The sequence below is a fragment of the Aquificaceae bacterium genome (assembly GCA_037481935.1).
In the GTDB taxonomy this organism is placed as follows: Bacteria; Aquificota; Aquificia; order Aquificales; family Aquificaceae; genus Pampinifervens.
The window spans coordinates 16,601-34,593 of record JBBFKQ010000011.1; the positions used below are offsets into that span (position 1 = coordinate 16,601).

General features: G+C 46.9%; 21 protein-coding genes and 1 tRNA gene. 8 read left to right on the forward strand and 14 right to left on the reverse strand.

What is annotated here, in order from left to right:
* Window positions 1-8 precede the first annotated feature (8 nt).
* Both phoU and WHS43_08885 read left to right on the forward strand, forming a co-directional pair.
* A complete protein-coding gene (phoU, locus tag WHS43_08880; GenBank protein MEJ5339750.1) occupies window positions 9-677 on the forward strand; it encodes a phosphate signaling complex protein PhoU in 669 nt (222 codons plus the stop codon).
* A complete protein-coding gene (locus tag WHS43_08885; GenBank protein ID MEJ5339751.1) occupies window positions 674-2,401 on the forward strand; it encodes an ATP-binding protein in 1,728 nt (575 codons plus the stop codon). Before phoU ends, WHS43_08885 begins: the two co-directional genes overlap by 4 nt.
* Here the strand turns inward: WHS43_08885 and WHS43_08890 are convergent.
* The 14 genes from WHS43_08890 to fdnG form a co-directional block, all read right to left on the reverse strand.
* Window positions 2,359-2,841 carry a hypothetical protein gene (locus WHS43_08890; GenBank protein MEJ5339752.1) on the reverse strand — a complete coding sequence of 161 codons (483 nt, stop codon included), beginning with the start codon at window positions 2,839-2,841 and terminating at the stop codon, window positions 2,359-2,361. The genes WHS43_08885 and WHS43_08890 overlap by 43 nt on opposite strands.
* Before the next feature lie 2 nt (window positions 2,842-2,843).
* Window positions 2,844-3,413, reverse strand: coding sequence for a hypothetical protein (locus WHS43_08895; GenBank protein ID MEJ5339753.1), 570 nt, complete (start codon window positions 3,411-3,413; stop codon window positions 2,844-2,846).
* 12 nt (window positions 3,414-3,425) lie between these two features.
* On the reverse strand, window positions 3,426-3,857 hold the full coding sequence (locus WHS43_08900) for a hypothetical protein (GenBank protein MEJ5339754.1): 432 nt from the start codon (window positions 3,855-3,857) through the stop codon (window positions 3,426-3,428).
* A gap of 1 nt (window position 3,858) precedes the next feature.
* Window positions 3,859-4,272: a molybdopterin-guanine dinucleotide biosynthesis protein B gene (locus WHS43_08905; GenBank protein MEJ5339755.1), complete on the reverse strand. Its 414-nt coding sequence runs from the start codon at window positions 4,270-4,272 to the stop codon at window positions 3,859-3,861.
* Entirely contained in the window at window positions 4,238-4,879 is a 642-nt protein-coding gene (locus WHS43_08910; protein MEJ5339756.1) for a lysophospholipid acyltransferase family protein, read from the reverse strand. Before WHS43_08910 ends, WHS43_08905 begins: the two co-directional genes overlap by 35 nt.
* Window positions 4,876-5,664, reverse strand: a complete 789-nt coding sequence (locus WHS43_08915) for a universal stress protein (protein ID MEJ5339757.1) — start codon at window positions 5,662-5,664, stop codon at window positions 4,876-4,878. The genes WHS43_08910 and WHS43_08915 overlap by 4 nt, the downstream gene beginning before the upstream one ends.
* The gene (gene thrS, locus WHS43_08920) at window positions 5,664-7,583 is read right to left on the reverse strand and encodes a threonine--tRNA ligase (GenBank protein ID MEJ5339758.1); all 1,920 of its coding nucleotides are present in this window, start codon (window positions 7,581-7,583) and stop codon (window positions 5,664-5,666) included. Before thrS ends, WHS43_08915 begins: the two co-directional genes overlap by 1 nt.
* A 19-nt stretch (window positions 7,584-7,602) precedes the next feature.
* A complete protein-coding gene (locus tag WHS43_08925) occupies window positions 7,603-7,935 on the reverse strand; it encodes a nicotinate phosphoribosyltransferase (protein ID MEJ5339759.1) in 333 nt (110 codons plus the stop codon).
* 15 nt (window positions 7,936-7,950) lie between these two features.
* Window positions 7,951-8,046: transfer RNA gene (locus WHS43_08930), tRNA-Sec, on the reverse strand.
* Window positions 8,046-8,567, reverse strand: coding sequence for a glycine cleavage system protein H (locus tag WHS43_08935; protein ID MEJ5339760.1), 522 nt, complete (start codon window positions 8,565-8,567; stop codon window positions 8,046-8,048). The genes WHS43_08930 and WHS43_08935 overlap by 1 nt, the downstream gene beginning before the upstream one ends.
* Window positions 8,564-9,331: a formate dehydrogenase accessory protein FdhE gene (locus tag WHS43_08940; protein ID MEJ5339761.1), complete on the reverse strand. Its 768-nt coding sequence runs from the start codon at window positions 9,329-9,331 to the stop codon at window positions 8,564-8,566. Before WHS43_08940 ends, WHS43_08935 begins: the two co-directional genes overlap by 4 nt.
* Window positions 9,332-9,399: 68 nt before the next feature.
* Complete coding sequence (locus WHS43_08945; protein ID MEJ5339762.1) at window positions 9,400-10,035, reverse strand: formate dehydrogenase subunit gamma; 636 nt, start codon at window positions 10,033-10,035, stop codon at window positions 9,400-9,402.
* Window positions 10,036-10,037: 2 nt separating this feature from the next.
* Entirely contained in the window at window positions 10,038-10,928 is an 891-nt protein-coding gene (gene fdxH / locus WHS43_08950) for a formate dehydrogenase subunit beta (GenBank protein ID MEJ5339763.1), read from the reverse strand.
* 12 nt (window positions 10,929-10,940) lie between these two features.
* The gene (fdnG, locus tag WHS43_08955; GenBank protein MEJ5339764.1) at window positions 10,941-13,976 is read right to left on the reverse strand and encodes a formate dehydrogenase-N subunit alpha; all 3,036 of its coding nucleotides are present in this window, start codon (window positions 13,974-13,976) and stop codon (window positions 10,941-10,943) included.
* Between the two features lie 172 nt (window positions 13,977-14,148).
* On the opposite strand from fdnG, the gene WHS43_08960 reads away from it, so the two are divergent.
* From WHS43_08960 to WHS43_08985, 6 genes are read left to right on the forward strand one after another with little or no spacing between them, the layout of a single operon-like run.
* On the forward strand, window positions 14,149-15,246 hold the full coding sequence (locus WHS43_08960; protein ID MEJ5339765.1) for a DEAD/DEAH box helicase: 1,098 nt from the start codon (window positions 14,149-14,151) through the stop codon (window positions 15,244-15,246).
* A 1-nt stretch (window position 15,247) separates the two neighbouring features.
* Window positions 15,248-15,769: an HAD-IIIA family hydrolase gene (locus WHS43_08965; protein ID MEJ5339766.1), complete on the forward strand. Its 522-nt coding sequence runs from the start codon at window positions 15,248-15,250 to the stop codon at window positions 15,767-15,769.
* Window positions 15,762-16,253 (forward strand): hypothetical protein, encoded by a 492-nt coding sequence (locus WHS43_08970; GenBank protein ID MEJ5339767.1) that lies wholly within the window; start codon window positions 15,762-15,764, stop codon window positions 16,251-16,253. The genes WHS43_08965 and WHS43_08970 overlap by 8 nt, the downstream gene beginning before the upstream one ends.
* The gene (gene lptA, locus WHS43_08975; protein ID MEJ5339768.1) at window positions 16,250-16,708 is read left to right on the forward strand and encodes a lipopolysaccharide transport periplasmic protein LptA; all 459 of its coding nucleotides are present in this window, start codon (window positions 16,250-16,252) and stop codon (window positions 16,706-16,708) included. Before WHS43_08970 ends, lptA begins: the two co-directional genes overlap by 4 nt.
* A complete protein-coding gene (locus WHS43_08980; protein MEJ5339769.1) occupies window positions 16,677-16,955 on the forward strand; it encodes an HU family DNA-binding protein in 279 nt (92 codons plus the stop codon). The genes lptA and WHS43_08980 overlap by 32 nt, the downstream gene beginning before the upstream one ends.
* The gene (locus WHS43_08985) at window positions 16,942-17,982 is read left to right on the forward strand and encodes an NAD(P)/FAD-dependent oxidoreductase (protein MEJ5339770.1); all 1,041 of its coding nucleotides are present in this window, start codon (window positions 16,942-16,944) and stop codon (window positions 17,980-17,982) included. Before WHS43_08980 ends, WHS43_08985 begins: the two co-directional genes overlap by 14 nt.
* Window positions 17,983-17,993: the final 11 nt, after the last annotated feature.

The window sequence follows — 17,993 nt, forward strand, 5'->3', positions numbered from 1 at the left end:
GGGTAATGATGAAGCTTTTTCAGGAACTTGAAGAGACAAAAAACCTTGTTCTTATGATGGCTGGTCTTGTAAAGGAGGCTGTGGATAAGGCTATAGAGTCTCTCAACAAGCAAGATTTAGAGCTGGCAGAAGAAATCATAAAGGGCGATGACCAGATTGACCAGATGGAGGTGGAGATAGAAAGAAGATGTATAAGGATGATAGCCCTCTATCAGCCAGAGGCGGTTGACCTGAGGCTTATAATGGGTATATACAAGATTGTTTCCGACCTAGAGAGAATTGCAGACGAGGCAGAGAACATAGCAGAGCGGTCAATTCTTCTTGCACAGGAGCCTCCACTGAAACCTTACATAAACCTGAACCTTATGGCTGCAAATGTAAAGAGCATGATAGAGGATGCGGTGCTTTCCTTTTTCCAGAGGGATACGGCTCTTGCCAAAAAGGTAATAGAGAGGGACGATATGATGGATGAGCTATACCATCAGGTTCAGAGGGAGCTCATAACCTACATGCTGGAAGACCACAGAAACATAAAGAGGTCTCTGCACCTTTCCTTCATAGCAAGACACTTTGAAAGGATGGCAGACCATGCAGAAAACATAGCGGAGATGACTATATACTGGTCTGAAGGAGAGGTGGTAAAGCATCAGCACATAAAGGAGAAGGAGATGCATTGAGGCTATACCTCGCCTTTATCCTTTCCTTCCTTACCTTCACACTCATAAACGTAGCTTTTCTTGATAACCTGAGGGAGATATGGGGTATAAGCTACCCCCTGGTGCTCCTAGTCATAAACCTTGACCTCCTTGTCCTGTTTGCAGTCTTTGTAATATTTTTCAGGAAGTTTATAAAAACCTACCTTACAGGCAGGAAAGGACCCCTGAGGCGCAAGCTTTCCACAAGCCTCCTTCTTTACATAATAACACCCCTCATTTTTCTCAACGTAGCAACCGCCATAATCCTCCTTCAGTCTACAAAATCCTTCATAAGTGGACAGCTCAAGGAAGTGGCAAGGAAGTCTGAAAGGCTCAATTTCATGATTGAGGAAGAGGAAAAAAGAAGGGTTGAAGGCTACAGAGAAGTTTTCAGATTGCTGAAAGAAAATGGTATGAAGCCAGAAGCATTTAAATCCTTCGAAGATGTGGTTGAAGTTGAAAAGGACCCGAAATGTAGAGAGACTATAAGTGAAAAGGCATACACATTATGCTTTGATGGCTACAGACTTCTTATTGCCAGAGAAGCCGGAATAAACTCTCTTATGAGAGACATAGCCCAGACCGCCACAGAACTCAGAAACATGGTAAAGGCAAGAGACATAATAGGGGGAGTGTATGTTTACTTTATAGTTCTTGCGGGTTTTGTCTCTTTTCTTTCTGCAGTATGGTTTGGTAATCTTGTGGCAAGGCATGTGAGCCTTCCCCTTGAAAAGCTGTCTCAGAGGGCGGGGGAAATAGCAAGAGGTAACTTTGAGGTCAAAGTGGATGTGCCCCAGACAGGCGATGAGGTTCAGGAGCTTGCAAAAAGCTTTGTCAGTATGAAGGAAGAGCTAAAAGGTCTATACGACAGGCTCAGCAAGGAAAGGGAAGTTCTCCTTACCCTGTTCAATGCCCTGCCTGTGGGCATAGCCTTCCTCTCAAGGGAAGGCGAGCAGTTTTACAACAGAACCTATGAAGAGCTTTCTAAGAAGGCAAACATAAGGCAGAGCGTGATAGAGCTTGAGATTGGTAAAGTAATAGTATACGAAGACCTTGAGGCGGTCATTCTTGCCGAGCGTTTCAAAACATGGCAGATGGCAGTGAAAAGGATAGCCCACGAGATAAAAAACCCCCTCACACCCATAAGTCTCAACCTTGAGAGACTTCTAAGGTCTCTGCAAAGAGGACAGTGTGATATGGAACGAATCGCCCAGATGGCAGAGCTGATGCTTGAGGAAATACAGAGAATTAAGGAAACCATTGACCAGTTTAGGAGCCTTTCCACAGACACAGAACCTCAGTTTGGAGAGGTTGACATGGGTGCAACCCTCCGTCAGATGGCAGGGCTCTATGAAGGATTAGAGATAGAGGTTATGGGAGAATTGAAGCTTGTGGGAGATGAGCGACTGCTCAGGGACATGTTTTTTAACCTCTTCAACAACAGCCTGGAATGGGGGGCAAAGAGAGTACTGGTTGGGCTGGGGAAAGACACCATAACTTACAGGGATGATGGGGTGGGCATAGAGGAGGGTAAAGAAGAGTTAATCTTTATGCCCTACCATTCAGAGAATCCCAAGGGTATGGGTCTCGGGCTTGCCATAGTAAGGCACATAGCAGAGCTTCATGGCTGGCGGGTGAGGGCTGTTCCTGATAAAAAGGGTTTCTATGCGGTCTTTGAACTCAGTTCAAGAAATGGAAGTATCTGAAGAACTCTTATAAGATGATTTTCCCATATAATTTCCAGCTCCTCCATAACTGCCTTCTCCTGCTCTTCCGGGGATAGCTTTTTGAAACTTTCAGACTTTACACCTCTCTCGTGCAGAAGAAGCGGAACAAAAACCTTCCCTATGGAATAAAAGGCAAAGGCAAGCTCCCTGTCTGAAAGATGGGGAAAACCGTTAAAGGTTTTGTAGGTCTTTATACCTGCCCAATTGGTCCAGTATCTGACCTCTGGGTCCTCAAGCCTCTTTTCATAGCCTCCCACATACATGGATATCAGGGCTTTGAAAAGCCTTTCATCCCTATCTGGGTAGAGGCCTGCTATCTCCTCAGCCAGTTGTTCCAAATCCCTTGAGCTTATTTCTCCATAATCTTTCAGAAACTGTTCTTTCCACCCCTCATACCTTATGAACTTCTGATGGGGCACCCTCAACCCGTTTCCTCCGACCTCTCATACTCAGGGCATTCAAGGGTTGAAAGGTCAACCTGAGGAGTCACTTCCCTTGTGTCTGTATGATAGCCACACACAAAGCATTCAATGGATACGGCATATCCCACATGCATGTGACCTATATCCCAGCCACAGAGAGGACACTCTCCTTCTCCAGCCCTGAGAAGCTCCATCAGCCTGTTCCCGTTTCTGAGACCTGCCTGCACAGCCTTTACCCTGTCTATTGACCTCTGCACCTCATCGCTGTTCCATTCGGAGCCACAATCAAGACATCTGTATTCAGCATAGCTTCCTTCCTTTATGAGCCTTATAACCTTTGTAGAACCGCACCGGTCATCTATGCATATTTCCCCAATGAGCTTTCTTCCCAGCCTGTCCAGCATGTTTTTGAAATCCTCCTGAGTGAGTCTCATGGGCACATCGTAAGCCCTGTAGCCACAACACTGACATTCTGCCTCCACCCTTGGATAGGGCTCGTCATATTCACAGACCTTGAGGGCTATCCTTTTGCAGTATGGACACAGCTCAAGATGGGTTATGCAGACCATAACAGCCTCCTTCTATAACATGTTATACCTTTTCAAAAGTTCAGCCAGCTCTCTGTCCTTCTGAGTAGGTGTTTTCAAAGCCTCCAAGAACTTCCTGTCCATTTCTTCACCCTTTTCAAATCTTTTTTCAATCTCCTTGCTCTTGTCCTCAAAGGGCTTTATCATACTTCTCCTATCCCATATGGCAAAGCCTATGGTGGCTGCTGTAATTCTTACAAAGGCACCAGCCATGATACCCATGTAGGTAAGTAACATGTCTATCTTTTTGTCCACCTGCTCAAATCTTTTGTCAATCTGATTAAAAGCAACCTCTACCTTTGTTTCAAGTTTTTCCATACGAATGTAAATGCTCCTGAGCATTTCCCTGTCTTCAAGGGTAAAGGGAACCTCCCTGGCATGTGCTATAGAGAGCAGAAGTGTGATAAGAATGAACAGAACAAACATATCACTCCTCCAGTATATAATCTATCACCTTCTGCAGGTTTTCAAGCCCCATGACCCTAAATCCCTCAAGCTCAAGCCCTCCTAGAACAACCCTCTTTATGCCCTCCAGACCCTTCCATCCCTCCAGAATTACAAGGTCAAAATCTGAGAAGTATTTTTCCACCACCTCAAGAGGGTTATCATATACCTTCTCCCAGAGGGTAAGCTTTTCTGGAGAAAGGAGCCCAACCTTCTCTGTGAGCCTGAAGATTCTGTGGGTGTCGCTGCCTTCCTTATCTGTGATGCCATGTCCCTTAGGGTCGTGCTTGAGATAACCAACTCTTAAACCCATTGCCTGCAACCGGGGGATGAGAGCTTCTATGAGTGTGGTTTTTCCGGCGTTATGGTGTCCTACTATGCTCACTATCTTTGGCACGGGCAAGCTCCTTTATGCTTTCCATTATATCCTCTGCCACTCTCCTGTAACCCCTGAGACTGTCCTCTTCGTGGTATACTCTGCCTTTTCCTATGAAGACTCTAATGGGATGTCCAGGTTTTGGAAACTTTGCTCCCCTTGGAAAAACCATATCCGTGCCTTCAATGTAAACAGGAAGGACCTGTTTCTGGCTTTTGACAGCCAGAAGACCAATACCCAGTTTAGGCTTCAGAAATTCACCAGGCTTTGCCCTCGTTCCCTCTGGAAATATGCACACCTTACAGCCGGAGTGCATGAGCTCAAGGGCTAGCTCAAGCACTTCAATGTCTCCAGAGCCTCGTCTGACAGGCAAAGCACCCATGTGAGGAAGTAGCTTTCCAAGGACCGGCACTCTGAAGAGCTCTTCCTTTGCAAGGAATCTGAGAGGCTCCGGGAATACGCTGTTAAGCACTGGTGGGTCAAGGTGGCTTCTGTGGTTGCTGGCCACTATGCAGGCCTCTGATGGTATATTTTCAAATCCGAAGACTTCTATGCGGAAAAGACTCCTGAAGGCTCTTTTAACTGGTGGGCACAGTGGGGCAAGGAATACCCTTGCAAGACTACTCACAGGACAACCACGGGACATTTTAGACTCCTTATTAGATGTAGGGAAACACTGCCTATTCTCTCTCTCATACCTCTTCCTCTTCTTCCCACAACTACCAGGTCATAGTCGCTGGAGTTTATGAACCTTACCATATCCCTGTAGGGGTCCCCCTCAAGAAGTATTAAGTTCATCTCCTTTTCACCGAACATATCGGTAAACATGTGCCTTGCCTCTTCTCTTTTGTCCTCAAGGCTCTTCATGTAATCCCCACTGTCCAGCTTATTCTTTAATCTGACAATGTTGATGGAATAAAGGAGGTCAAAGTCAAAGGGGAAGAGCTCCTTTAGCTCAAAGACAAACTCCACCTGCCTTAGGGACCTTTCTGAAAAGTCTACAGGGAGGCAAACCTTTTTTATGTCTGCCCTTGCACCTTCCCTGTAGACCCAGAGCTTCAGGCTGTCGGTGCCGGATATTATCCATTCTGGTATTGACCTTCTAAAAAGCTGTCTTCTGTATTTTACAAACAGGAGGTCGTAGCTATCCTGAAGGTGTTCCAGTGTGTTATCAGCAGCGCCGGGAAGGGTGTGAAGTTCGTAATCCTGAAAAAGCTCGCCCACAAACTTCCTCAAGGCATTCTCTCTTTCCTCTGAGGGCTTTGAAAAGAAGTTCATAAGGTCCCCAAAAAGGTTCTCCTCTTCCACCAGTAGAAAGTGAGGCTTTATTTTGGCTTTTGATAGAATTGACCTCACATACAAAAGGTAGTCATAATCTTCTTGCCATATATGAACTGCAACCCTTCCAAACATTACTCCCTATTTTTAACCTTTTGAAGAAGCATATGGAGGAAACTCTCTGGAGGCATGGAGCCGAGATTTCCCTCTCTTTTACCTCGCACCGAGATGCTTCTGCTTTCCAGCTCTTTGTCTCCAAGAACCACCACATAGGGCACTTTCTGAAGCTCCGCATCCCTTATGCGTGCGTTAAGCCTCTCATCCCTGAGGTCTGTTTCAACTCTTATACCATGCTCTTTCAGGAGATTTTCCACCTCTCTTGCATAGTCTCCATGCTTTTCAGGGGATATGGGTATTACCCTTACCTGCACTGGTGAGAGCCAGAGGGGCAGCAGTCCTGCATAGTGTTCAAGAAGAACTCCCACGAACCTCTCTATGGAGCCAAAGATGGCTCTGTGAACCATGTAGGGCCGGTGCCTTCTGTTGTCGGGTCCTACGTATTCCATGTCAAAGCGTTCCGGGAGGTTAAAGTCAAACTGTATGGTGGAACACTGCCAGAGCCTGCCTATAGCATCCCTTATTTTTACATCAATCTTTGGTCCGTAAAAGGCTCCGCCGCCCTCGTCCACCTCGTAGGGAAGCCCCACCTTTTCTACAGCCTTTCTGAGAGCTCCTTCTGCCAGCTCCCACTGCTCTGGGGAGCCTATGGCATCGGAAGGCTTTGTGGATATGTATACCTTGAAGTCTTCAAAGCCAAAGTCCCTGAGCATTCCCACTGCAAAGTCAAGGGTCTCGTGAATCACATCCTCCACCTGCTCAGGAGTGCATATAATGTGGGCGTCATCCTGAGTAAAACCTCTGACCCTCATGAGTCCGTGGAGCACCCCTGACATCTCATACCTGTATACGGTGCCCAGCTCTGCCAGTTTGAGAGGCAGTTCTCTGTAGCTCCTGACCTTGCTCTTGTATACGGCTATGTGGAAGGGGCAGTTCATGGGCTTTACAAAATACTCCTCGTGCTCTATGTCCATGGGGGAAAACATGTTTGGTCTGTAGTAATCAAGGTGTCCGCTTGTCTGCCAGAGCCTTGCGTTTCCCACATGGGGTGTGTATACGAGCTGATATCCTCTCTTTATGTGCTCTTCTTTCCAGTAGTCCTCAAGGGTCTTCCTCAGTATTGCACCCTTTGGAAGCCATATGACAAGCCCGGCACCCACCTCATCCTCTATAAGAAAAAGCTCAAGCTCTTTGCCAAGCCTTCTGTGGTCTCTTCTTCTGGCTTCTTCGTAGAACCTCAGCCTTTCCTCAAGCTCCTTTTTGTCCCAGAAGGCTATGCCGTATATCCTCTGGAGCATGGGTCTGGAGGAATCCCCCATCCAGTAGGCTCCTGCCACATGGGTGAGCTTGAACTCCCCCACCATGCCCGTTGAGGGCACATGTGGTCCTCTACAGAGGTCTGTAAAGCCATCCTGACCGTAGACAGATATGGTTTCCTGCGGGTCTATCCTGTCTATTATCTCCAGTTTGTATTTTTCCTTCATTTCTGAGAAGAGCCTTATGGATTCTTCCCTCTGGAGCTCCTTTCTGAAAAGGGGATAGTTTTTTGCGATTATCTCCCTCATCTTCTCCTCAATCTTTGGGAGGTCCTCTGAGCTCAGGGTGTGCCCTTCTATTTCCACATCGTAGTAAAATCCCTCTTCCGTTGTGGGTCCAACGCCTAAATGAACCCTGTCGTAGCCATAAAGCTCCTTGAGAGCCTGAGCCATTATGTGCGAAAGGGTATGCCTCATTATATGGAGGCTCTCAGGGTCTTCTTTAAAGATGGGTGTTATCTCCATACTCTCCCTTATGGGAGTCAGAAGGTCTACAAGCCTTGAGCCAGATTTTCCACCCACAGCATTTTCAATGCCAAGGGTCTTAAAAACATCACCCAGGGGCGTTCCCTTATCTATAAAAAGCTCTTTGCCGTTAACCCTTACTGAAACCTTCTCCATAGGGTTAATTATATATTCTTCAGAGCCCGAGGGCAGACCTTACTATACTCAGTCTATCTTTGAGTTTATCCTGCTCCTTCTCTTCAGAGAAGAAACTCAAAACTTCCCCTTCATCAAGGTAGACCTTCCCCCTCTCCCTAATCTTCTCAGCCACAAAGTCCACCACTGCAAGGAGCTTCTTGCACCTTCTGGTAGCCTTTACCCTTATGTCTTTCACGCTGTCTGGAGTGCCTCTTATAAAGAAGGTGACAGAGTGACAGCCCGAGGTGCACTTCCCGAGTGTCTGGTAACCTTCGGGTGGCTCTTCTACTAGATTTTTAAGCCCCTGTGATACGTAGTCTGCAACCCTCATGGTTAAAATTATAACCGGGAGAGTGAGGGAATCGAACCCTCCAGGGACCCCTCGCAGGACCCCTCACGGGATTTGAAGTCCCGGGACCGCACCAGCGCATCAAACTCTCCCTACTTTTTGGGCAGACATTCTATCTTTTCCCTGACTATTATACGCTTCACAGGCTCCACTATGTCACTTGCCGTCTTCAATCTTTTCAGCTCCTCGAGACGCTCAGCCCTTATCCTCACAATCCAGCTTTCGTATGGCCTGCTCACTATAAGGGATGGCTCTTTCTCAAGGCTCTTGTTGGCCTCCACTATCCTACCGCTTATGGGGCTGGGAAAGGTGGATACCCTCTTCCCGGATTCAACCACTGCAAGGTTTCCGTCCAGCTCAACCACTGTGCCTGCAGGCTTTATCCTTATGGCATAGAGGGGGTAAACCAGAGAAGAAAGCAACTGCATAAAGCCAACAGAGTAGATTCCTGAGCCCTCATCCTTTACCCATTGGAAAAGCATCCTTTCCTCATCTATCCTGTAAAGCCTGTCGGTCTTTATAGTGCAACCGAGAACTTCAATATCCATAGCCCTTGTCCTGCCTATAAGGGGTATAGAAAAAAAGAAGCTGAGGAGAATTCTCCTGCTAATCATAAACCAAATAAGTTTCTTTCAAACCTCACAAAACCCCTCTCCCTTGCCCAGAGGTCCAGGGCAAGCGTGGCTATATCGTCCACATTTGGAACAGCAAAGCCGTCAATACGCATGTCTATAAGCTTCATATAGTGACCACACTCATGGCAGCACTGGAGCTGAACCGCTCTGTTTTCCTCGCTGTAGTAATAGTCCATACTGTTGTCATCTTCATTGCCACAGTTTACGCACCTGTTTCTGTTGTAAAGCCAGTCGGTCCCGCAGAGAACACATATGAGAAACCTGCCCCCCTCCACCTCTTCCCTGTCTGCTATGTAGGATAAATGCGGTCTGAAACCGCACACAGGGCACTTTGTCTTTAGCCAGTTTTCCCTGTCAATATCCATACTTTCTGCAATGCGTTCATAGAAGGGGTTCAGAAAGGAAAGGAATAAGAACCTGTCAATATCTTCTGCCTTCTTTTCCTTGAGGAATTTATCTATCATGTTGCCAACCCTGTCCCTTTCCATCTGCTTCATATCTACTGCTCTCTCAGAAATCTGGGGTGTTCCATACTTTATGCACATGTCCAGTAGTCTGTAAAACCACTTCATGCCCCTGCGCCAGTTGGGTTCTTTCCCATCAAGAGACTCATAGACCTCCCTCTGATACTCAAGAATGTGCTGGTAAAAGTCAAGAAGCTCTGAAGCCTCAGAGTATCTGGATTTTAAAAACTTCAGTCTTTCAAGGGCGTATTCTTTCTCTCTCTGCTTGAAGATGTTCATTTTATGACTCCACATAAAAATAAAGGAGGCAAAAGCCTCCTAATCCTGCCAGAAAAAGCCCTTTCATGCTATAGCCTCCCCATGATTTGCCTGAACCATTTTGGGTGGTGCGACGCAGCCCAGAGGGCAGATACCTTACCGGTTATCATGCTGGATAGTGAGCCAGGGACACCCACCGTGCCCATATAAACATGCACTATGAAGCCAGCGCCGACAAGTATGAAGGCAACTGTGTGTAGAAGGATAGATAGCCTTACCAGACTTATGGAAAAACTCTCTGGGAACCACATGATAATGCCTGTTATCAGAAACACAGCACCACCTATAAAAACCATCCAGCCAAAAATCTTCTGTCCTGCGTTGTATTTTCCAACCTCTGGCAATTTTTCCTCTTCCCCTTTTACATAATGTTTGACATTTGAGAGCCACTTTATGTCGTCGCTATCAAGAACGAAGTCTTTTGCCCATTTTAAAAACATGAGAAAAACACCTATGGCGAAGACCACACCTGCCCACTTGTGAAGCCATGCGGAGAACTCCCTTCCTCCAAGGAAGGGAAGGAGCCATGAAAACTTGGGAGAATACATACCAAGGCCGGAGAGGAAGAGGTAGAGGAAGGGTATGGCGGTAAGCCAGTGTATAAACCTGTCAAAGGCAGAGAACCTTTCCACCTCAATCTCTTCAAGCTTCTTCACATCTTCCATGGCTATTCCTCCTTTTTATGTTTTTTGCCCACCTTTATGGGTCCAAAGAGTATGAGCTGCAGGAAGGCACCCAGAAGTGTTCCCCATAGGATTACTGAGCCTATGAGCTTTACTGGACCTTTCCAGAGGCTCACCAGGGGTGATATGCTTGCCTCCTTTGGAAGACCATACATTTCAGGCTTATCACCGTGGGGCAGAAGATAGATGTATCCAGTCCCGCCCACACCCGGTGGGTCGTAGATGGAGGCTTTTTCAAAGCCTCTCTTCTTAAGCCCCTCAAGGAGTTTATTTGCCCTGATGAGCATCTCTTCTTTTGTTCCAAAGTGGAGGGCATTGGTAGGACATGTCTTTACACACATAGGCTCAAGGCCTGCTGAGACTCTGTCAACGCAGAAGTTACACTTCCAGGGCTTGTTGTTGGCATCATACCTGGGCACATCAAAGGGGCATCCGGAAAGGCAGAACTTACAGCCTATACACTTGGAGTGGTCAAAGTCCACTATACCGTTTGAATACTGGATTATAGCACCCGGAGATGGGCAGGCTTTTAGACAGCCAGGGTCTGCACAGTGCATGCACTGATACTTGGTAATTGCCCACACAAGACCGTTGGGAGTCTCCTCTTCCTGAAATCTCATAAACATGAACAGATTTGGGGCAAGCCCTGGACCAGACTGATAGCCAGTGAAGAGCTTCTCATCCGTATGGATTGGTGGCTTCAGGTCGTGCCACTGGGAGCACGCAGCCTCGCATCCCTTACAGCCTATGCAGCTTGATATGTCCACAAGTATGGCAAGCTGGTCTGCCTTCTTTATGCTCTGGTCTGGAGCTCTGGAGGCGGAGACCCGCCTCAGCCCCATTCCTACAGTCCCATCAGTCGTTACAGTAGCCATGTTTTCACCTCCTTATGCTTTCACCTTTTCAACTTTGCAGAGGAAACCCTTAAACTCAGGCGTCTGGGAGTTGGGGTCCCAGACAAAAGGTGTTATCATGTTGGCAAGGGCACCTTTTACAACGCCCTCGTTACCCCAGTGTATGGGTATGCCCACCGTATAAACCTTTTTGCCGTTTATAAGGAGTGGCTTTATCCTCTTTGTGGGCAGGGCGTAGCCCTCTGCTGAGCCCCTCGCAGTGCTGACCCTTACCCTGTCCCCTTCCTTTATTCCAAGCTCCTTTGCGAGCTCCTCTGGTATCTCAACAAACATATTTGGCAACAGGGCTGATGTGCCGTATATGTGCTTTGTCCAGTAATGGAAGTGCTCCACGACCCTGTAAGTAGTTGCCACATAGGGGAACTGGTCAGGCTTTCCAAGAAGGTCAAGGTCTGACTTGTATATCTTCACGACGGGGTTGTAGGGTGTCTTCGGATGAAGTATGTTTTCAACGGGTGATTCAAAGGGCTCGTAATGTTCGGGGAAGGGCCCATCAACAAGAGGTGCGCAGAAGAGCCTTCCCCTTCCTTCTGGTAGCATTATGAAGGGTCCATATTCTGGAGGCAGGTCTGGCTTTATATCCGGCACATCGTATCCTACCCACCTTCCTTCAGCCTCGTTCCACCATAGATACTTCTTCTTGGCACTCCATGGCTTGCCTGAAGGGTCTGCAGAAGCTCTGTTGTAGAGTATCCTTCTGTTTGCCGGCCATGCGAAGCCGTAGCCGGGATATACACCAAGCCCCGAGGGGTCAGACAGGTCTGTAGACTTTGCCCTGTTTCCTGTCTGAGGGAATATACCAGAATACAGCCACATGCCACAGGCTGTGGTGCCATCATCCTTAAGGACTGCAAAGCCAGGAAGTCTCTCGCCCTTCTTTACAACCACATTGCCCTTATCGTCTGTAATGTCCTCAAGGGCATATCCGTTCATCTCCCTGAGCACCTCTTCCGCAGTGGGATAGTAGGGGTTCTGGAAGTTCCAGGTGAGGTTAAGAATTGGGTCTGGGAACTTACCCCCTTCCTTCTGGTAGAGGTTTTTCAGCCTCATCCAGAGCTGACCGGCAATCCACAGCTCATCCTTTGCATCCCCGGGTGGTTCTGCCGCCTTGTATTTCCACTTTATAACCCTTCCACTGTTGGTAAAGGAACCCTCCTTCTCTGCAAAGAGGGCAGATGGCAGAAGAAAAACTTCTGTCTGAACCTTGGAGGGGTCGTCCACATACTTCCAGAAGCTTGCCATTTCTGTTTCAAAAACCTCAACAACCACCATCCACTTCAGCTTTGCAAGACCTTCCGCTATCTTCCTGACATTGGGGTTGCTGGCAAGTATGTTCATACCAACGGAGACAAAGCCCTCCATCTTGCCCCTGTACATCCTGTCAAGTATTTCATCCATTGATATAACCTTTTCCAGTTTTGGCAGGTAGTGGTAAGCAAACTCGTTCTCTGGTGTTGCCGCATTTCCGAACCATGCTTTCAGAAGGCTCACATAGAACTTTCCGTAGTTAGACCAGTAATTCATAGAAGTATCCACAGCTTTAGGAGTGCTTGCCTCAATATGGTCCTTGAGGGTCTGCTGGTCTGCCCTTGGAGGCCTGAGATAACCCGGCAGAAACCTTCCCTCTCCGGCAAGGTCTGTCATACCCTGAACGTTGGCGTGTCCCCTAAGGGCATTTATGGCACCCCCTGGAACGCCTATGTTCCCAAGAAGGAGCTGGAGTATTGCCATGGAACCTATCAGCTGAGTTCCCGTGGAGTGGTGTGTCCATCCAAGGGCATAGAGATGCGTCATAGCTTTGTCAGGAGCGGATGTTTCTGCCACAAGCTTTGCCACTTCAAGGAACTTGTCCTTGGGAATACCCGTCAATTTTTCTACAACCTCGGGCGTATACCTTGAGTAGAACTCCTTCATAAGCTGGAAGACGCATCTGGGATGCTCAAGGGTCATATCCTTCTTTGCCATTCCCTTCTCATCAAGCTCATAAGCCCAGAGAGACTGGTCATACTTTCTTTTCTCAGGGTCGTAGCCAGAGAAGAGTCCTGTCTGTGGGTCAAAGCCGTAGGTATCTTTGATAATGTAGGCGGCGTTTGTAAAGTGTTTTACATACTCTTCGTTGTATTTTTTGTTCTGAAGCACGTAGTTTATAAGACCACCCATAAAGGCTATGTCAGAACCCGGTCTAATCTGCAGGAATATGTCGGATACTGCCGCAGTTCTGTTGAACCTGGGGTCAACGCATATAATCTTCGTTCCTTTTTCTTGACGGGCTTTTATGGCCCACTTGAAGCCACATGGATGGTTTTCTGCAGGGTTTCCTCCCATAACCAGAATAAGGTCTGCGTTCTTAATGTCATTCCATCCATTGGTCATCGCACCTCTTCCGAACCTTGGGGCCAAACTGGCCACCGTTGGTGCGTGTCATATTCGCGCCTGGGTTTCCCTTGCCACAAGTCCAAGGGCCACGCCCATCTTTACCCAGAGGTAGCCTTCTTCGTTGGCTATGGTGCTGCCCTCAACCCATGCTATGCTCTCACATCTGTTCACGAGCCTACCCTGTTCGTCCCTCTCTATAAAGGTTCTGTCCCTTGTATCCTTTATCAACTTTGCTATTCTATCAAGAGCCTCATCCCAGCTTATCTCCTTCCATTCCTTTGCACCGGCCGGCCTATAGAGGGGTTTTTTGAGCCTCTGGGGAGAGTTTATGAAGTCTTTGAGGGTTGCACCTTTGGGGCATAGAGTTCCTCTATTGACGGGATCATCAGGGTTGCCCTCCACATGTATGACTCTGGGCTTTACGTTCATTGCACCATCTGTTAGTGTGTAGACTATAACTCCACAGGAAACAGAACAGTAGGGGCATATGCTCTTTACAGCCTTTGCGCTGGAAATCTTTAGGTCGCTCACCCTTGCCATTGCAGGCTTGAGGTCAAAGCCAAGGCCACCAGCAAGGGTAGCACCCGTTGATACACCTGCAATTTTAAGAAAACTTCGCCTCGTAAGCTCCATCTTTTACACCTCCTTTTAGACGTATGCTTATAAGATAAGGGAAGGGTGAATGACTATCCATACAAATTTTCAAAGAATATCTTCTAACATTTCAAAATTAGAATTTTCTTATGCTGGTAATTTTACGAGGGTTGCATATAATTAAAAAATAGATAGAAAAAGGAGGAAAAAAATGGACTTTGACTTTTCACAGCTAAGTATGCTTACGCGTAAGGCACTCAAGGACATGGGTTTTGAAAAACCCACACCCATTCAGAAAGAGGCCATACCGCTTGCCCTGAAAGGCTATGACATAATGGGTCAGGCAGCAACAGGAACAGGAAAGACCGCCGCCTTTGGCATACCTATAATCGAGGGAAGCAGGAAGGAAGAGGGAACCACAGCCCTGATAATGGCACCAACCAGGGAACTCGCCCTTCAGGTAAAGGAACAGCTGTATCAGCTTTCCAAGTATAAGGGGCTAAAGGTCTTCAGTTTTTACGGTGGAACACCAGTGCAGAAGGACCTTGAACTTCTATGGAAGATAACCCCCAACATAGTGGTGGGAACTCCGGGCAGAATTAAGGACCTTACCATGAGAGGTCTTTTTAACTTTGATACGCTCAAATACTTTGTGCTTGACGAGGCAGATAGGATGCTTGATATGGGCTTTATAGAAGATATTGAGTGGATAATAGCCCAGATACCCAAAGAGAGACAGACTTTCCTGTTTTCCGCAACTATACCGAGGGAAGTGGAAGAGCTTGCAAAGAGGCATCTCAGAAAGGACTACAAGTTCGTAAAGGTAATAACGGAGGAGCTAAAGCCAAGGATAGAGGAAAGGCTTATAAAACTTAGTTCCTCAGGACAGAAGCTTTCGGAGCTTGAGAAGATACTCAGAGAACACATCCTTGAAAAGGTTATAGTCTTTGTTAAAACCAAAAAGGATGCAAAAGAAATAACAGAAGAGCTCAAAAGAAAGGGCTTTAATGTGGTCTCCCTTCATGGAGACATGACACAGAGACAGAGGGAGAATTCTCTCAGGCTTTTCAGAGAGGGTAAGGTGAAGATAGTTGTGGCAACTGATGTTGCCTCAAGAGGACTTGACATAAAGGGCGTAAGCCTCGTGATAAACTACCACATACCAGAAGACCCGGAGGTCTACATACACAGAATAGGAAGGACTGGAAGAATAGGTGCTTATGGAAAAGCATACAGCCTTATTACGCCCGAGGACAGCAAGGCCCTGTGGAGAATAAAGAAGCTAAAAGAAAGCTACGCTCAGGCATAGAATGGACCTGAAGGAGAGAGCCTCAAAAATAAGGCTTTTTCTCCTTGATGTGGATGGCGTCCTGACGGACGGAAGGTTATACTACACATCAAGGGGTGAAGAGATAAAGGTCTTCAATGTAAGAGACGGGCTTGGTATAAAGCTGGCTCAGAAGGCAGGCATAAGAATGGGTGTAATATCCGGCAGGAAAAGCAGGGCGCTTATCAACAGAATGAGGGAGCTGGAAATAGAAGAAGTGCATCTGGGCTTTAATCAGAAACTGCCAGTTCTTGAGAACATTATGGAAAGGCTTTCACTGAGTTCTGAAAATGTTGCCTTTCTCGGAGATGATTATGTGGACCTCCCACTTTTAAAAAGGGTGGGATTTCCCATGGTTGTTCCAGATGCACCGGAAGATATAAAAAAGCATGCACTCTATGTGACCCTTTCAAAGGGTGGGCATGGTGCTGTAAGGGAAGCCATAGAGTTTCTTCTCAAGCTCAGGGGACAGTGGGAAGAGGTCATTAGCATTTACTATGCTTAGAAGTCTACTGCTGAGTTTATTAATCATTGTTCTGGCATACACTCTCAAGTTGTATGTGGATAGCTTTAAGCTTGCTGGAGGAAGGGAGGAGATAGTAAATCTTCTTGAGGGTGTAACTATAAAAGCCTACAGCAGGACCGGGATTGAGTGGACCATAAGGGGTGAGGCTCTGGAGGTTGTGGGCAAAGATGTTAAACTTTCCCATTCAGAACTTTTTTCAGAAGAAGCGGACATAAAGTCCAGTAAGGCTTACATAGACAGGTCCACTGGAGAGGGCAAGCTGATGGGAGGTGTAGAACTCAAATCAAAAGACCTGAATGCAAAGACACAAACAGCATACATAAATCTGAAAGAGGGCAGAATATGGGGAGAGGAAGAGATAGAAGTTGTGCAGGGAAGGAATATCATAAGAGGTAAAGGGTTTGAGATAACCCTAAAACCGCTGAGGGTTATAATTAATAATGCAAAGGTGAACATGGAATGAAAAAGCTTGTCATCCTTTTGAGCCTTTTGCCTTTCTTCCTTTCAGCACAGCCAATAGTGGGTGAGGCTGACAGCCTTACCTATGAGAAGGATAAGGTCATATACTCTGGAAATGTAAGACTCACCAGGGGTAACGCACTCCTAACCGCAAACAGGGTAATAATTTACCTTGACGAGAACAGAAGGGCAAAACTCATAGAAGCAGAGGGCAACGCAAGATACACAGAAGGAAACAGAAAAGGCTCTGCAGAGAGGATGGTTTACGACCTGAGGGATGAGGTGATAACCCTTAAGGGAAAGGCAAAGGTAGAAGAAGGGCAGAATTTTGTAGAGGCGGAGGAGATAGTCTATTACAGAAAGGAGGACAGAGCTGTGGCAACAAGTAAAAATTCACGGGTAAGAACCTTCTATGTGGAGGAAAAGGATGAAAAGAACAGACCTGATAGAAAGCCTTAAAAGAGAGTTTTGTCTGAGTAAAGAAGAGGCAAAACTCTTCGTTGACAGCTTTTTTGATGAAATAGTTGAGCTTGTTCTTGAGAAGGGAAGGCTTGAACTGAGGGGTTTTGGTATTTTTAAGATAAAAAGACTGAGTGGAAGGTTTATAAAAAACCCAAAAACTGGCATTGAAATGTATGTGGAAGAAAGACACAGCATAGGTTTCAAACCATCAAGCCTCTTTAACAAAAGGCATGATAAAGGTTGATGTTTTAATCGTTGGAGGTGGGCCTGCGGGCTCCGCGTGTGCCTACAGGCTTGCACAGAAGGGTAAAAGGGTTCTTGTTGTTGACATAAAAAGAAGCATAGGAAAGCCTGTGCAGTGTGCTGAATTTGTTCCCATACAGCTCTATCACCAGTTTAAAGAGTTCTTTCCACAGGAAGCCATCGCTCAGAAAGTCAAAAACATGGTTCACTTTACTCCATGGGGTGATGTGGTAAGCATGTGGTCTGAGGGATTTGTCCTCAACAGGGAAGTCTTTGACAATCACATAGCCCAGCTTGCACAGAGTAAAGGTGCAGTCTACATGCTCAGAACCCAGTTTCTTGGCTTTGAAGATGGTCATGCATGGCTTGAAAACATAGACAGCAGGGAAAGGTTTCAGGTAAAAGCAGACTTTGTGGTGGGTGCGGACGGTCCCAGGTCAAAGGTGGCCAGGCTTACTGGTAAGAGGACAGAAAGCTTTCTGACAACTGCACAGGCAACGATGCCATTGAAGGAGCCGGTTGAAGACCTTCTCATATACTTCAGAGAATACATACCCGGGGGTTATGGATGGGTGTTTCCAAAGGGAAAACTTGCCAACGTAGGAGTGGGTGTTGACCCAGACTATGGTGTGAATGTAATGGAAAGTCTGAGAAAGTTTGTGGAGGAAGTTGCAGGAAATGGTATAGTGGAGAAGAATGTGTTAAAGAGAACAGGGGGATGGATACCCGCAGATGGTCTACTTCCGCCGGTCAGAAGTAGGGTTCTGCTCGTGGGCGATGCCGGAGGTTTCTGTCATCCTATAACAGGGGGAGGAATAGCCAACGCAGTGGTGTCTGGGGATATGGCTGGCAGAGCCCTTTTTGAGGGCAATCCAGAAAATTTTGAAGAGGAGGCAAGGGAGGTCTTTGAACACAGCCTGTGGAGGGCTGCAGAGAAAAGAAAAAGACACATGAAAAGCTGGGATAACCTCAGGGAGACTATTCCCAGAACATGGATAGCCTTTGAAGAATACTGGCGTATAATTTAAATCAGGAGGTG

What these genes read in the sequence shown, in the direction of transcription:
- WHS43_08965 (MEJ5339766.1), top strand. Translation starts at nt 15,248, where the DNA reads ATGGACCTGAAGGAGAGAGCCTCAAAAATAAGGCTTTTTCTCCTTGAT.
- phoU (MEJ5339750.1), top strand. Translation starts at nt 9, where the DNA reads ATGAAGCTTTTTCAGGAACTTGAAGAGACAAAAAACCTTGTTCTTATG.
- WHS43_08945 (MEJ5339762.1), bottom strand. Translation starts at nt 10,035, where the DNA reads ATGGAAGATGTGAAGAAGCTTGAAGAGATTGAGGTGGAAAGGTTCTCT.
- WHS43_08980 (MEJ5339769.1), top strand. Translation starts at nt 16,677, where the DNA reads ATGAAAAGAACAGACCTGATAGAAAGCCTTAAAAGAGAGTTTTGTCTG.
- WHS43_08925 (MEJ5339759.1), bottom strand. Translation starts at nt 7,935, where the DNA reads ATGAGGGTTGCAGACTACGTATCACAGGGGCTTAAAAATCTAGTAGAA.
- lptA (MEJ5339768.1), top strand. Translation starts at nt 16,250, where the DNA reads ATGAAAAAGCTTGTCATCCTTTTGAGCCTTTTGCCTTTCTTCCTTTCA.
- WHS43_08960 (MEJ5339765.1), top strand. Translation starts at nt 14,149, where the DNA reads ATGGACTTTGACTTTTCACAGCTAAGTATGCTTACGCGTAAGGCACTC.
- thrS (MEJ5339758.1), bottom strand. Translation starts at nt 7,583, where the DNA reads ATGGAGAAGGTTTCAGTAAGGGTTAACGGCAAAGAGCTTTTTATAGAT.
- fdxH (MEJ5339763.1), bottom strand. Translation starts at nt 10,928, where the DNA reads ATGGCTACTGTAACGACTGATGGGACTGTAGGAATGGGGCTGAGGCGG.
- WHS43_08970 (MEJ5339767.1), top strand. Translation starts at nt 15,762, where the DNA reads ATGCTTAGAAGTCTACTGCTGAGTTTATTAATCATTGTTCTGGCATAC.
- WHS43_08915 (MEJ5339757.1), bottom strand. Translation starts at nt 5,664, where the DNA reads ATGTTTGGAAGGGTTGCAGTTCATATATGGCAAGAAGATTATGACTAC.
- WHS43_08940 (MEJ5339761.1), bottom strand. Translation starts at nt 9,331, where the DNA reads ATGAACATCTTCAAGCAGAGAGAGAAAGAATACGCCCTTGAAAGACTG.
- WHS43_08900 (MEJ5339754.1), bottom strand. Translation starts at nt 3,857, where the DNA reads ATGTTTGTTCTGTTCATTCTTATCACACTTCTGCTCTCTATAGCACAT.
- WHS43_08985 (MEJ5339770.1), top strand. Translation starts at nt 16,942, where the DNA reads ATGATAAAGGTTGATGTTTTAATCGTTGGAGGTGGGCCTGCGGGCTCC.
- WHS43_08895 (MEJ5339753.1), bottom strand. Translation starts at nt 3,413, where the DNA reads ATGGTCTGCATAACCCATCTTGAGCTGTGTCCATACTGCAAAAGGATA.
- WHS43_08935 (MEJ5339760.1), bottom strand. Translation starts at nt 8,567, where the DNA reads ATGATTAGCAGGAGAATTCTCCTCAGCTTCTTTTTTTCTATACCCCTT.